General features: G+C 63.3%; 14 protein-coding genes. 4 read left to right on the plus strand and 10 right to left on the minus strand.

The features are described from left to right. Window positions 1-29 precede the first annotated feature (29 nt). The 4 genes from ACMA5I_RS08325 to fabA are packed head-to-tail and all read right to left on the minus strand — an operon-like array spanning window position 30 to window position 3,414. Entirely contained in the window at window positions 30-869 is an 840-nt protein-coding gene (locus ACMA5I_RS08325; RefSeq protein ID WP_525885793.1) for an alpha/beta fold hydrolase, read from the minus strand. A gap of 7 nt (window positions 870-876) precedes the next feature. Continuing rightward, the gene (locus ACMA5I_RS08330) at window positions 877-1,665 is read right to left on the minus strand and encodes an enoyl-ACP reductase FabI (protein ID WP_525886010.1); all 789 of its coding nucleotides are present in this window, start codon (window positions 1,663-1,665) and stop codon (window positions 877-879) included. Between the two features lie 4 nt (window positions 1,666-1,669). Beyond that, on the minus strand, window positions 1,670-2,896 hold the full coding sequence (fabB, locus tag ACMA5I_RS08335; protein ID WP_525885794.1) for a beta-ketoacyl-ACP synthase I: 1,227 nt from the start codon (window positions 2,894-2,896) through the stop codon (window positions 1,670-1,672). Window positions 2,897-2,907: 11 nt separating this feature from the next. Then, complete coding sequence (gene fabA, locus ACMA5I_RS08340; RefSeq protein ID WP_525885795.1) at window positions 2,908-3,414, minus strand: bifunctional 3-hydroxydecanoyl-ACP dehydratase/trans-2-decenoyl-ACP isomerase; 507 nt, start codon at window positions 3,412-3,414, stop codon at window positions 2,908-2,910. 119 nt (window positions 3,415-3,533) lie between these two features. Between fabA and irrA the strand changes: the two genes are divergently transcribed. Next, the gene (gene irrA / locus ACMA5I_RS08345; protein WP_525885796.1) at window positions 3,534-3,959 is read left to right on the plus strand and encodes an iron response transcriptional regulator IrrA; all 426 of its coding nucleotides are present in this window, start codon (window positions 3,534-3,536) and stop codon (window positions 3,957-3,959) included. Window positions 3,960-4,021: 62 nt separating this feature from the next. Here irrA and ACMA5I_RS08350 read toward each other — a convergent pair whose 3' ends face one another. From ACMA5I_RS08350 to ACMA5I_RS08365, 4 genes are all read right to left on the minus strand, one after another. After that, window positions 4,022-4,348 carry a hypothetical protein gene (locus tag ACMA5I_RS08350; protein ID WP_525885797.1) on the minus strand — a complete coding sequence of 109 codons (327 nt, stop codon included), beginning with the start codon at window positions 4,346-4,348 and terminating at the stop codon, window positions 4,022-4,024. Between the two features lie 87 nt (window positions 4,349-4,435). Continuing rightward, window positions 4,436-5,872, minus strand: a complete 1,437-nt coding sequence (locus tag ACMA5I_RS08355) for a 3'-5' exonuclease (protein WP_525885798.1) — start codon at window positions 5,870-5,872, stop codon at window positions 4,436-4,438. A 3-nt stretch (window positions 5,873-5,875) separates the two neighbouring features. After that, a complete protein-coding gene (locus ACMA5I_RS08360; protein WP_525885799.1) occupies window positions 5,876-7,666 on the minus strand; it encodes a putative nucleotidyltransferase substrate binding domain-containing protein in 1,791 nt (596 codons plus the stop codon). 74 nt (window positions 7,667-7,740) lie between these two features. Further along, window positions 7,741-8,313, minus strand: a complete 573-nt coding sequence (locus ACMA5I_RS08365) for an SH3 domain-containing protein (protein WP_525885800.1) — start codon at window positions 8,311-8,313, stop codon at window positions 7,741-7,743. 91 nt (window positions 8,314-8,404) lie between these two features. Between ACMA5I_RS08365 and ACMA5I_RS08370 the strand changes: the two genes are divergently transcribed. After that, window positions 8,405-9,394 carry a 2-hydroxyacid dehydrogenase gene (locus ACMA5I_RS08370; RefSeq protein ID WP_525885801.1) on the plus strand — a complete coding sequence of 330 codons (990 nt, stop codon included), beginning with the start codon at window positions 8,405-8,407 and terminating at the stop codon, window positions 9,392-9,394. Window positions 9,395-9,442: 48 nt separating this feature from the next. On the opposite strand, the gene ACMA5I_RS08375 is transcribed toward ACMA5I_RS08370, so the two are convergent. Beyond that, on the minus strand, window positions 9,443-10,513 hold the full coding sequence (locus ACMA5I_RS08375) for an NAD(P)/FAD-dependent oxidoreductase (RefSeq protein WP_525885802.1): 1,071 nt from the start codon (window positions 10,511-10,513) through the stop codon (window positions 9,443-9,445). 47 nt (window positions 10,514-10,560) lie between these two features. Here ACMA5I_RS08375 and mnmC2 point away from each other — a divergent pair, with 47 nt between their 5' ends. Then, window positions 10,561-11,238, plus strand: coding sequence for a tRNA (5-methylaminomethyl-2-thiouridine)(34)-methyltransferase MnmC2 (gene mnmC2, locus ACMA5I_RS08380; protein ID WP_525885803.1), 678 nt, complete (start codon window positions 10,561-10,563; stop codon window positions 11,236-11,238). Window positions 11,239-11,299: 61 nt separating this feature from the next. After that, window positions 11,300-12,181: an EamA family transporter gene (locus ACMA5I_RS08385; RefSeq protein ID WP_525885804.1), complete on the plus strand. Its 882-nt coding sequence runs from the start codon at window positions 11,300-11,302 to the stop codon at window positions 12,179-12,181. Here ACMA5I_RS08385 and ACMA5I_RS08390 read toward each other — a convergent pair. Further along, complete coding sequence (locus ACMA5I_RS08390; RefSeq protein ID WP_525885805.1) at window positions 12,159-14,033, minus strand: lytic transglycosylase domain-containing protein; 1,875 nt, start codon at window positions 14,031-14,033, stop codon at window positions 12,159-12,161. The genes ACMA5I_RS08385 and ACMA5I_RS08390 overlap by 23 nt on opposite strands. Window positions 14,034-14,118: the final 85 nt, after the last annotated feature.

Genomic DNA, 14,118 nt, shown 5'->3' on the forward strand with positions numbered 1-14,118 from the left:
TCATTTGCGCTGCCTGTTTGGCAGCCTTGTTAGCGTAGCTTTGCCAGAAAATCATGGATAAGCGCAACCGACTCTGGCTCATCGAGAAACGGGATATGCGCGCGGTCCGGGATCTTGGCATAGAGCATATCGGGGCGGCGCTCTTGCATCTCGGCGACCGTTGCATCGCTCAAAAGATCTGAATTTGCACCATGAATCAAGGCCAGAGGCAGGCCGTCGCAGGCATCGAAGAGTGGCCAGGCGTCGGCATTGTCGAGGTCTTTCATCGCCGCGAGGAAGCTTTCGCGCAGGTCCGGATCGTAATTCAATTCGACGCGACCATCACCCTGACGATACTGGCGCACCGCCTCCTCTTCCCAGCGGCGGGCCGGAACCTTGCCAAATCCCTTGCGATTCTGGCGCAGACGGTGGGCCACATCCTGCAGCGTATCGGCCACCGGGCGGCGGCCCACATAGTCGATGATCGCCTCCAGCCCTGCGCGTTCCAGCTTCGGGCCGACATCGTTAAAGCAAATCCCCATCAGCCGGTCCTTAGCGGTCGCGGCGAGGAACATCGCGATCAATCCGCCCCGCGACGTGCCGAGGATCGCCGCCTTTTGCAGCCCCAGATGATCGAGCAGCGCCAGCGCGTCGGCCGCTTCCTGCGGCACCGTGTAGCTGTCCGGCCCCGTCCAGTCCGACTCGCCGCGCCCGCGATAATCCATGCGGATCAGGCGAACATTGCTGATCTTGCGTTTGAGATAGTCGAAATCATGCTTGTCGCGGGTGAGGCCCGCGAGGCACAGGAGCGGCACATCCCCGCTCCCGATGCTGAAATCGTCATAGGAAATTTTCGCGCCGTCTCCGGCGGTAAAAAACAGATTCCCCATCAAGCCCTCAAAGACGGTCGGGGCGCGGCATACCCATCACATGGTAGCCGCCATCGACATAAAGGATATCGCCGGTGGTCGAGGACGCCATATCCGACAGAAGGTAAAGCCCGGCCTGACCCACCGCATCCAAGGACGCGTTGGCCTGCAAGGGCGCGTTCTCTTCGGCGTGTTTATAGGTTTTCCGCGCATCGCCGATGGCCGCGCCGGAGATCGTCCGCATCGGGCCGGGGGAGAGCGCGTTGACGCGGATCCCATCCGGGCCGAGATCATGGGCGAGATAGCGCACCGAGGTTTCCAGCGCCGCCTTGGCCACACCCATCACATTGTAATTCGGCGTCACACGCTGCGCGCCGAGGAAGGTGAGGGTGATGATGCTCCCTCCGTCGGCCATCAGCGGCCGCGCGCGGCGCGCCACGTCGATCAGGCTGTAGCAGGAGATCGTCAGCGAGTTGCGGAAATTGGCGCGGGTCGTGTCCGAAAACCGGCCATTCAGTTCGCCCTTGTCGGAATAGGCAATGGCGTGGACGAGGAAATCGAGCTTGCCCCAATCGTTCTCGATGGCTGTGAAAGCCTTGTCGAGCGAGTCCTCGTCGGTCACATCCACATCGTAAAGATGCTTCGCGCCGACACTGTCCGCGAGCGGTTGGAGGCGCTTGCCGAACGCTTCGCCCTGATAGGTGAAGGCCAGCTCCGCCCCCGCTGCAGCACACGCTTTCGCAATGCCCCAGGCGAGGGATTTGTCATTCGCGACCCCCATGATGAGGCCGCGCTTGCCCTCCATCGAACACGGCATCGCGTCAGCCATGATATTTGCTCATGATCAGCGTCGCATTGGTGCCGCCGAAGCCGAAGCTGTTGGACAGAACCGTATCGAGACCCGCATTGTCCACCCGCTCGAGGGCGATTTCCTCAGGTTTGATCGCCGGGTCCAACTCGGTGATGTTGGCGGAAGCGGTGATGAAATCATGCTCCAGCATGAGAAGCGAATAGATCGCCTCCTGCACGCCCGCACCGCCGAGGGAGTGCCCCGTCAGCGATTTGGTCGACGAGATCACCGGCTGCTTGCGGCCCTCAAAGGCACGGCGCACGGCTTCCACCTCGGTCACATCGCCCGCCGGGGTCGAGGTGCCATGGGCGTTGATGTAATCCACGTCCCGGTCGCCGATGGTGGACATCGCCACTTTCATCGACCGCTCGCCGCCCTCACCCGAGGGGGCCACCATGTCGTGACCATCCGAGGTTGCGCCATAGCCGGTAACTTCCGCGTAAATCTTGGCGCCGCGCGCCTTGGCGTGCTCCAGTTCCTCCAGCACGACGAGACCGCCGCCGCCCGCGATCACGAACCCGTCGCGGGTCGCATCGAAGGCGCGGGACGCCGTTTCGGGCGTGTCATTATATTTCGAGGACATGGCGCCCATGGCGTCGAAGAGGCAGGACAGAGTCCAGTCCACTTCCTCGCCGCCACCTGCGAAAATGATGTCCTGCTTGCCAAGCTGGATTTGCTCCACACCGTTGCCGATGCAATGCGCCGAGGTCGAGCAGGCGGACGTGATCGAGTAGTTCACGCCCTTGATTTTAAACGGCGTTGCAAGGCAGGCCGAGTTGGTCGAGGACATGCAGCGCGTGACCATGAACGGCCCCATCCGCTTCGGGCTGCCTTTCTCGATCACGATCTGATGGGCGTTGAAGAAGTTCGAGGTGGACGGCCCGCCGGAGCCGACGATCAGGCCCGAACGCTCGTTCGACACATCGCTTTCCTCAAGCCCAGCATCGCGGATCGCCTCTTCCATGGCGAGGAAGTTATAGGCAGCCCCCGGCCCCATGAAGCGCATATTGCGCTTGTCGATATGGTCTTCCAGTACGATATCCGGCTTGCCGTGGATCTGGCTGCGGAAGCCATGCTCGGCATATTCCTCGGCAAAGGTGATGCCCGACTTGCCAGCCTTCAGGCTGGCGAGAACCTCATCCTTGTTATTCCCGATCGACGAGACAATTCCGATCCCGGTGATGACAACGCGGCGCATAGTCGCCTCCCTTATGCGGTGAACAGGCCGACTTTCATGTCGGTCGTCTGGTAAACAGTTTCGCCATCGGCTTTCATCGTGCCGTTCGCGACACCCATTTTGAGTTTGCGGTCGATGACGCGGGTGAAATCAACCTCATAGGTCACGAGCTTGGTGTCCGGTGTGACCATGCCGGTGAATTTCACATCGCCCACACCAAGCGCGCGGCCCTTGCCGGTCATCCCGCGCCAGCCGAGGTTGAAGCCCGTAAGCTGCCAGAGCGCGTCGAGACCGAGACAGCCCGGCATCACCGGATCGCCGACGAAATGGCATTCGAAGAACCACAGATCCGGCTTGATATCGAACTCGGCGACCACATGGCCCTTGCCGCTGGAGCCGCCCTCGTCGGAGATTTCGGTGATCCGGTCGAACATGAGCATCGGCGGCATCGGAAGCTGCGGATTTCCGGGGCCAAACATCTCGCCTTTGGCACAACGAATGATGTCTTCATAGGAGAGACTGCTGGGGCGGTCGGTCATAACACGTCCTTCAATTAGTTTGACGAATAGCTAACACCGACAGCGCCGTAGGGGCAAGCATACAAGGCGCAAAGCGGATTGCCCTTTTCAATTCCAGACAAAAGCCCTAAATTATAGGCATGGAAAAAGATCTTCATACACCGCGTGAGCGGGCGGAAAGCTGGCTGAAAGCGTCCGGGCTGCGTCCGACCAAGCAGCGACTTTTGCTTGCCGAGCTTCTCATCGGCGATGGTGAGAACCGCCATGTGACGGCGGAAATGCTGCATCGCGAGGCGCCGGATGTGGCGCTGGCCACTGTGTATAACACCTTGAATGCATTCTGCGATGCGGGTCTCGTGCGTGAAATTTCGGTCGAGGGGAGCCGCAGCTTCTTCGACACCCGCACCGATAGCCATTCGCATTTCCACTGGCATTACAGCGATGAGCATGGTGAGCAGATCGCCGACATTCCGGGCCAGCTCAGAATCGAGGATATGCCGGAGCCACCTGATGGCATGGAAATCGCCGATATCGACGTGATCGTTCGGCTGCGCCCCAAGGGCTAAACGTTTCGACCCGATAAAAAACCCGGCGCTTAGGCCGGGTTTTTCGTTTTATGCGCCCAATTTTACGCGTTTTTCAGCGAAATGCGGCCTGCTTCGTAAGCCGCTCTACAGTCGGTCGCATCCGCACGAATGTCGGTTTCGACGAGCGGCGTGTCCGTCATGCCCGGCCCCATGAAGCGCGGATCATCACATTCGCCATCCTGAGCGAAATCGCTGGTGTCGCTACCCCAGTCAATCGCCGGGGTCGGCTGCGCGCCATTGCCCGGATCGGGTGCGGCTGGCGAAGGCGCGGCCGCGCCCGGCGTCATCGCGGTTTGCACACCGGGGCCGGTGGTTGCACAGCCCGCCACAGCGAGCATGAGTGGAAGAACGACATAGGTGAGTTTCATAGGGGGTGCCCTCCTTAAAATCCTGCCGGATGATGGCACGGTCCCCACAGCGTGAAAAGAAATTATTTTAACATATGTTTAGGATGGTCAGTATCTTGCCTGCTGCGCGCGGATCTCCCGAATGCGCAGCGTCGCATCCACAATTTCGCCGACCGTGTGCATCCCAGCGGCCTTGGCGAGTGGGATCATTTTCACGAAAACCTCGGCCGTCGCGCGGGCGTCGCCCATGGCGGTGTGGCGCAGATCTTTGGGGATTGTCACGCCAAATCGCGCGGCGAGCCGGTCAAGCGTGTGGTCGGTCTCGCCGGGGAACAGCACCGCCGAGAGGAGGACGGTGCAAATCGCGGGCCAGGAGAAAAGGTGAGCACCCTCAGAGCTTTGCCGCAGGAACGCCATGTCGAAGGGGGCGTTGTGGGCCACTAGGAGCCCGCCCTCGGTGAAGTCGGCAAAGCGTGCGATCATCTGGTCCTGACCCGGCGCGACGGCGACCATGTCATCGGTGATGCCATGCACATCAGTCGCCCGCTGCGGGATGCGCCGCCCCGGATTAACCAGCATCTCGAAACTGTCGCCCTCGTCGATCCGCCCGCCCCGCACGCCGAGCGCCGCGATCTGCACGATCTTGTCCCCGTTGCTCGGCTCCAGCCCCGTCGTTTCCGTGTCGAAGACAACAAATCGTGAGGTCGCGATCTCAAGGAACTCCGGCGGGCGGGAGAAGTCGCGCGGCGTGAGATCGTAGAACTCCGGGCGATGGTCGCGCGGCGCGAGCGGGCGCTCGGCGGTCTTCTCGACGGCGCGGAAGGAGATGAAATAGCGCAGATGCGCCACCGCTTCGGCGAAATCGACGATCCCGACCCGCGCGTGAAACTGCGCCCCGTCGGTGTGCCGCGTCACGGTGATGTCGAGCGGCGGCAACTCGTGGGACGGATCGTCGGCCAGCACCTGCCGCTCCACTTCCTTACGGATCGGCGCGACGTCGAGCCAGCGTTCCAGCTTCCTGTCCAGCTTGGCATCCTCGAACATCCCTTGCGCGGCACGGTTCATCATCAGCAGCCGATCCTCGGCATCACACATGATTACCGCATCGCCGAGATCGCGAATGACCGCGGCGAGGTGGGCGTTTTCCGCTCTGAGATCAGCACTGCGGGCCTCATGCTCTTCCTCAAACTCATGCCGCGCGACCTGTAGCGCGCGCGCCATCTCGGCCGTGGCCGGGCCGATGCGCCCGAGTGCCGGGATCTCGGCGGCGAAGTCGTGGCCGGGGTCGTGATGGGTGTGCAGCTTGATTTCATTCACAAAAGCATCGGCGGGGCGGACGATCAGCGCCTGCACCCGCAGCGCGAGCCAGACCGCCGCGCCGATGATCCCGAGCCCCGCGATGAAACCGGGGATGATGAAAGGCTGCCAGCTTCCCGCCTCCCGCGCGCCGAGCCAGAGACCGAGCGCGAGCGCGCCGAGGCCAATCCCGACGAGACCCGCCGCGAGGCGCAGGATGAGGCGGGAGGGAGGAATCGGCGCGGCCATGGGTCAGCCCAGCGTGGCTTTGCCGGAACCGAGCGCCGACTGCATGGTTTTCACGACCGAGAAAGCATCGCGCAAATGCCCCTGCTCGAAATCCGACAGGCTGGCCGGGCTCATGAAATTGTCCGGCCTCTCGCCCGCGCGGAGTTGCTTGGCCTGATGCTCCAGCCGAAGTTGCGAGATATAGTCGTAAGCGTCGATCAGATCCCGCCCGCCCTTTTGCGAGACAATCCCCGCCTCTTGCGCCGCCTTGAGCCGCGCACGGGTGTTGACCGCTGTGATCCGCCCCTGAATGGTGTAGATTCGCGCAAGGTCGATGATCGGCACGACGCCGGAGAGCTTCATGTCGAGATGGTTCTTATGCTCGCCCGACCGGATCACGGCGATATTGCGGAAAAGGCCGAGCGGCGGCTGATGTTTCAACGCGTTGGAGGCGAGATGCGCGACGAAAATGCTGTTCTTGGCGGCGCGGCGGAGGACCATCTCCTGCAAGCCGTCAAAGAGCGCTGCGTCGCCCTGAATGGGGCGCAGGTCGAACATGACGGAGGCGAGCATCTGCGCCTCGCTGTCCGGCTTGTCGATCCAGCCGCGGAAATAGCGCTCCCAGACATTGATCGGCTGACGCCAGCGCGGGTTGGTCGCCATCATGTCGCCGGGGCAGTAGAAAAACCCGACCGTGTCCAGCCCGTCCGACACGAATGTCGCGAGGTTCACGAACCACGGATCATCCGGGTCCGCGCCCTTGCTGAGGATCATGCAATTGTCCTGATCGCTCACCCCGGTCTGCTCCTGCCGCCCTTGCGAGCCGCAGGCCAGCCACAGCCATTCCGCCGGGGCCGGGCCATGATCTGCTTCGAAAATCGCGATCAGGCGGCGGGTGATCGCATCGGTGATGTCGGTGACGCGGCGGGTGATGCTGTGCGGCGGCGCGCCGGTGCTGACAAGTTGCGCGAGCATGGCGGGGACGCGGGCCATCACCGCTTTCATATCCTCGGCGCTGGCCGCGTTGGCGATTTCGCCGATCATCTGGCTGGCCGTCGCCGCCTGACGGCGCACGAGGTCGGACTGCGCCAGCACCCCAACGGCGCGGCCCTGCGCGACCACGGGCAGATGGGTGAGTTTGGCGGCGCTGAGTTTCAGGAGCGCATCGAGACCCATATCGTCCGGCCCGATCTGCGGCCCGTCCGCCCGCATGGCCTCCTTCGCGAGCATCGTGCCGTCGCGGCCTTCGGCCAGCACGCGGTGCGTCAGGTCTTTATGGGTGACGATCCCCTGCATCGCGCCGTCTTCGGCCACGATGACGGAGGAAATATTCTTCTCCCGCATCAATTGCGCCACTTCGGTTACGCTGGTTTCGGGTGCACAGGTCACCGGATCTGCGGTCATCAGGCTGCGCACCGGCAGAGCCGTCAGACCAATGGTCGCGCTGTCCTCGGAAGTTTCCGAGCGGCGGAAATAGGGCCGCAGGCCCGGATGCGCGCCGAGCAGACCCTCAAGGTCCAGCCGGGAAAGCAGCGACAGAGTCGCACCCTCCGGGGCCACCACGCGAGCCGACGCCTGACCCGATTTCAACAATTCCCGGTCCGCATAGGTCTGGCCCTGATCGGCGACGGCGACGGTCGAGCCATCGTCGGCCAGCACATCAAGATGCCCGTCCCGCACGATCCACATGCCGGGGAGCCGCGCATTGGCGTCAACGAGCACCTCGCCGGGCGCGAGGGTCACGGTTTCGAATGTCTCAGTAAGCGCCGCCTGCGCGTCCTCGGGCAAACGGTCGAATGGCGCGACCATCTCCATCGCGTCCTCCCCCTTCGTTTTGTTAACTATGCGAAGGGAACAGGGCGGCGGGCAAGGATAATCACAAGCTTCGTTTAGTCGAACTCAGTCTCGCCGGGCTTCACGCCCCAGACATCGCTGCGCGCGACCCAGCCTTCGATCTCGCCGACGGAGATTTCGCAAAACGCTTCCTGACAGCGCTTCAGATCCACCACGACGCCCTTTTCGGCCAGCGCGGTGACTTCGGCGTAATCGTCGGGCTTGGTGCGGATCGGCGCGCGATGCGTGGTGATCTCGCCATTGCGGACGCCGGAAATCAGCGCGTAATGAATCCAGCCGCCAAAGCCCTCATGATCGCGGACCCGGCGCCAGTTGCCATATTCGCCGATCACCTCAAGGGGCGCGCCGCGGCGGGTGAACACCCAGTCGATCTTGTGGTCGAGCCCCGGCCCGCGCCGGACATTCGCCTGCCCCTTGAGCGAGACGAACCGCGGCAGCGGGTAGCCCGTGACGGAGCCGACCGCCTCATTCTGCTGACGCGGGCGCGGCTGGATCACCGGCGCTTCGCTCAGCACTTCGGCCGCGTCCTGTGCGCGGGCAATGGGCGCGGCCGCCCATCCGGTTCCGAGAATCAGCGCCGCCAACGCGCTCGAAATAATGTTTCGCATTCCGCCCCCTAAACGCTGCTCAAGGCTTTTCATTAACGCGACAAGTTTCTAGGGTGATAGCGTCCGCCTGTCACAAGAGCAAGGAGCAGCCATGCCCACAAAGACCCGTCCTCGCGTGATCGTCACCCGGCGCTTGCCGGAGCCGGTCGAAACCCGAATGCGCGAGCTTTTCGATGTGGAGCTGAACGAGACCGACTCGCCGATGAGCCGCGAAGCGCTGGCCGATGCGCTGAAACGCGCCGATGTGCTGGTGCCGACGCTGACCGACAAGATCGACCAGGCGCTGCTCGCGCAGGCTGGCGATCAGTTGCGGCTGATTGCGAATTACGGGGCCGGGATCGACCATATCGACGTGCGCACCGCGCTTCAGCGGGGGATCATGGTCTCCAATACGCCGGGCGTTCTGACCGAGGACACTGCCGACATGACGATGGCGCTGATCCTGAGCGTCCCGCGCCGCCTCAAGGAAGGCGCGCAGCAGATGATTGGCGGGCAATGGGAAGGCTGGTCGCCGACCGCGATGATGGGCCACCGGATCAACGGCAAACGCCTCGGCATCCTCGGCATGGGCCGGATCGGGCAAGCGGTTGCGCGGCGGGCCAAGGCGTTCGGCCTCGGGATTCACTATCACAACCGCACACGGCTTCATCCCAAGCTGGAGGAGGAGTTGGAGGCGACCTATTGGGAGAGTCTCGATCAGATGCTGGCGCGGGTCGATATCCTGTCGATCAACGCGCCGCATACGCCCTCGACCTTCCATCTGCTGAATGCGCGCCGTCTCAAGCTGATGAAGCCGAGCGCCTACATCGTGAATACCTCGCGCGGCGAAGTGGTGGACGAGAACGCGCTGACCCGGATGCTCCGCGCGGGCGAATTGGCGGGGGCGGGTCTCGATGTTTACGAGAATGCCGGGACCATCAATCCGCGCCTGCGGGAGCTGAGCAATGTGTTGCTGTTGCCGCATATGTCCTCGGCCACTGTCGAGAGCCGGATCGAGATGGGCGAGAAGGTGATTTTGAACATCAAGACCTTCGCAGATGGTCACCGCCCACCGGATCAGGTGGTTCCGGCGATGCTGTGATCCCTTCGGGTTTTTAGACTAATGTGTGTGGGCCGCCTTTCGGGCGGCTCATTGCATATGGAAGGCCAGCCGGAAGCGCGGCGGGATATGCGACTCGCGCCCCGCCATCTCGTCGGTCAGCCGGGTCGCCAGAAGCGGCGCGACGCCGAACCCGATCTTGAACCCGCCGCTCATCACCCAAAGCCGCCCGCCGACATGATCGACCAGCGGATCGCGCCGTTTCGCTTTGGGGCGCAGGCCTGCCCATTTTTCGATCACGGGCGCACCCCGGAGCGCGGGACAGAGCCGTTTGGCGCGAGCGATCACCTCGTCAAGCTGGGTATCGGTTTCGAGATCGGTGTAGCTGTTTTCCGAGGTGGAGCCGACGCCAACGCCGCCCGCATGGGGGATCACGTAAAGCCCGTCGCCGGAGATCACCGGAGCGTCGAGCCGCGCATCGAGAAGTGCCGCCTGTCCCTTGACCCCTTTGCCGGGAGATGCGCCGAGAAGTGGGGTCAGCAGGGCGAAACTTTCGACGCCCGCCGCGAGGATGATGGCGTCCGAGCGGCGGGTCTGGCCGCCAAGCACCAGATGATCATCCGCGACCGCCGTGACCTTCGCCTCCTCCATAATCTTCACGCCAAGCGCCCGGCAGGCCGAGGCCAACGAGGCGCAGGCGCGCGCGGGATAGATGCGGCCCGAAAGGCTGTCGAACAAAAGCCCGCCGGGTGCGGCTTCGGGGGCGATGAGATCAGGATGGGCATCTGCCGCCAGAACCTCCCAGCGATAGGCCGCGCCCCAATTCTCCGCAGCGTCCCCAATCCGCGCTTCGGCCAAGCTGCGGGCGTGGTCATCCAGCAAAGGTTGCAGGCGCCCGATGCGGCCATAGCCGGGATTCCTGCCGCCCGTTTCCGCCACGCCGCGCCAGAATCTTTCCGCCATATCAAGCGCTTCAAACTGGAACTGCTTTTTCGGGTTCCACTGATCCGGCGTATGCGGCGCAAGCGCGCCCACCACGCCGCCAGAAGCGCCCGCGCCGATCCGCGTCTCTTCGTAAAGCGTGACCTGCCAGCCCTCTCGCGCCGCCTGATACGCCGCCGTGAGGCCGAATACACCGCCACCGATCACCGCGATCTCCACATCGCCCCCTTCTAGACATTGCCGGGCCGCCGCCCCATTCTCGCCCTATGGAACAGGACCGCCCCGAAACCGCAAGCCTCAACGCCGCGCTCGATTGGAAGGAGAACGGCACGCCGGTTTCGACCCGGTTTGACGATCCGTATTTCTCGCTCTCGGGCGGGTTGGACGAGACGCGGCATGTATTTTTGGCAGGCAATGATCTGCCCGCGCGGTTTCAGCCCGGTTTTCACATTGCGGAACTGGGCTTTGGCACGGGACTGTCGTTGCTGACGGCCTGGGCAGCGTGGGAGGAGAGCGGGCAGGACGGGCTGCTGCGCTTCACCAGTTTCGAGGCCTATCCGATGCGCCCCGAAGATATGGCTCGCGCGCTGGAGGCATTCCCGGCCCTCGCTCCGTGGCGGGACCGCCTGCTGGCGCATTGGCCGGAAAGCCCGGATGGGCTGGAGTTTACGCTGATGGCTGGCGACGCGCGCGAGACGCTCCCGGCGTGGGAGGGCAAGGCGGATGCGTGGTTTCTCGACGGGTTTTCCCCCGCCAAGAACCCCGAATTATGGGGCGGCGATCTGATGCAAGCTGTCGCGGATCACACCGCGCCCGGCGGCAGTTTTGCGACCTATACCGCCGCAGGCCATGTCCGCCGGGCGCTGGAGTCGGCGGGTTTTGAGGTCACGCGCAGCAAGGGGTACGGCCATAAACGCCATATGAGCCGGGGCCGCCTCCGCTAGGCTTTACGCGGAACGGCAAGGGGCGTATGGCGGAAGGAACGAGCTTTCAGGCGGACCCCCTATGAGCACCCCGAAAAACCTCCCCCTCGGCATCGCGCTGATGATCCTGACGACCTTTGTGTTCTCGGTTCAGGATGCGACCTCGCGTGTCCTGGGCGAGAAATATCCGGTCGAGCTGATCGTCATGATCCGCTTCCTGATCATGGGCGCTTTCGTGCTGACGCTCTCGGCGATGCGGCGCGGCGGGATCCGGCGGGCGGCGAAGACGCAGAATATCTGGCTGCAACTCTCGCGCGGCGCGCTGCTCATTTGCGAGATTGCGATCATCATGGTCGGCTTCGTGCGGCTTGGCCTCGTCGGCACCCATTCGATTTTCGTAATCTATCCGCTGCTCATCGTCGCGCTCTCCGGCCCGATGCTTGGCGAGCAGATCGGCTGGCGAAGCTGGAGCGCGGTCGGCATGGGCTTTGTCGGCGTGCTGATCATCCTGCGCCCCGGCATGACGGTGGTGTCGCCCGATGTCATCTTCCCCTTCGCCGCCGCGCTGATGTTTGCGCTCTACAACGTCATCACTCGCAAAGCGACGCAGCTTGACGGGCCGGACACGACGTTTTTCTACATGGGAATAGGCGGGGCCTTGGCGGGGTTCATCCTCGGGATTTTCCACGTCGAGCCGATTGCGATGGCCGATTGGGGCTGGGTAGCGCTGCTCTGCGTCACCGGGACGCTGAGCCAGTTCACGTTAATCCGCGCACTCGACGTGGCGGATGCGTCCTCGCTGCAACCGTTTTCCTATGCGCAACTCGTCTTTGTCAGCATTTTTGGCGTGATGTTCTTCAACGACTCGTTTGATCTGTGGACCGGGGTCGGCGCGGCGGTGATCGTCTGCTCGGGTCTCTTCGCGCTCTATCGCCGCCGGGTCAAGCGGGCGGATCGCCATTGATGAGCGCCGACATGCTGCGCGGCTTGCCAAGGCGCTCGGCATAGACATAGCTCGCCTCCAGCACGCGCATCACATAATTCCGCGTTTCGGAATAGGGAATATTCTCGATCCAGTCGGCGACCTCTTCATTGGTGCCATTGGGCATCGACATCTGCTTGCCCCAGGTCTTGGCCACATTCGGACCCGCATTATAGGCCGCGGCGGCGAGGATCAGGTTGTTGTTGAACCGGCTCAGTTGCGCGCCGAGATAGGCGCTCCCGAGGCGCATATTGTAGCGCCAGTTGCGGGTCAGCGCCGCCTCGTCATAGCTCGCCTCGATCTCGCCCGCGATCAGCTCCGCAGTGCTCGGCAAAAGCTGCATCATGCCGCGCGCATCGGCGTGGGACACCGCATGGGGGTTAAACTCGCTCTCCTGCCGCGACAGGCCCAGCACAACCTCCGCCGGGGCGCCGAGGCGAATTTGCGACAGCTCCACCATGGGGAAATAAGCGCGCTGGATGATCTCCCGCCCTGCAACCGATTTGGCAACTGACAATGCCACGGTCGGCGCACCGTTGTTGAGTGCGATCTGTGCAATCGCCCGCGCATCTTCGGGCGACTCCTCGACAGCGGCGATGAAAAAGCGCCGCGCATGGCCCGCCTGCCCTTCGGCGAGATAAGCCAAACCGACTTCGATCAGATCATTGTCGCGCACATGAGCGGGGATGGCCGCAATCGGCTCGATGCCATCGGGGAGCCATGATGGGTCCACCGCTTCGCCCAAGGCTTCGCGGGCGAGGATGCCATAGAACGTAGTCGAATGGGCGGCACCGGCGCGGTATCCGGTCGGCTCTTCGCCAAGCGCCTCTTGCGCCCGCCCGATCCAATAGCCCGCGCGGCCCTTGCTGATTGGGGTGCTGACCACCGCATCGAAGGCGCGAAAATGCTCCAGCGCGCGGGACGGGTCGTTCAGCTTGGTCAGCGCGACATATCCCGCGAACCACTCAAGATCGGCATAATTCGCGCCACCGGCGGAGGCTGAAAGATAATGCTGGCTCGCCAATTCATAGGCGCGCTCATAGGCCCCGCGGAACATCGCTTCACGGGCGATCCCGCGGCGGCGCAGCGCCCAATGCTCGGGCCGCCCGAGTGCCCCCGCCGATGCTGTGCGGGAGACGAGCATCTCCTCCGCATCTTCCCAACGGCCTTTATTGGCGCGCCAGAGATAGCGCTCAAAGGCGAGGCCCGGATCATTGGCGAGCGCTTCGGGAACGGCGGCGATCTTCTCATCCACATCCCGCGTCTGACGGCGCAGCGCGATTCGCGCCTCGGCCAGCGTCGCGTAATCCTCATGGACCATGTGCAGCATCCGCTCCGCCGCATCCATTTCCCCAGCCCAAAGCAGGTTCTCCAGACGCGCGCGGTTGAGCGACGGCAGGTAATCCGGCCACAGCTCTTCAAATTGCGCCGCTTCCTCCTCGGTCATCGCCATGGTTTGCCAAGCGGAGGAAATCGTCGCCGAAGGATCCTCGCCAAGCGCCGTCTGCGCCAGGGCAAGCGCAATCGCGCCTGACCCGGTGTCCGGCTGGCGGCCCTCAAAGAATGCCACCACATCGCGGGCCGGTGTCGCTTCGGTAATGGCCCGCTCGGCCTGACGGAGCAAAAGATCACGGTCCGGCCAATTGGGATGCGCGTCCAGAAACTCGACATAGGCGGAGAAGGGCCGATCCCCGCCCCGCAACGTCTCCCACTCATGCATCGCCCGCATCACCGGCTGATCCGGCTGCGCCACCACAAAGCTGTTGCTCTCCGCCGCCGCGAAAGCGGGCGAGACGGCAAGACAGGCAGAAATGATCAAATGGGGTAAACGCATCGGCTCCGTCGTCACTTGCGTGTAATGGGCGTTCAATTTAAGCAGGGGGCTAATTTTGTCCGCGCGCCCCCATGCGACGCTTATA

Origin of the sequence: Jujubicoccus corallicola, from assembly GCF_047345645.1 — a bacterium.
GTDB lineage: Bacteria > Pseudomonadota > Alphaproteobacteria > Rhodobacterales > Rhodobacteraceae > JBLEFH01.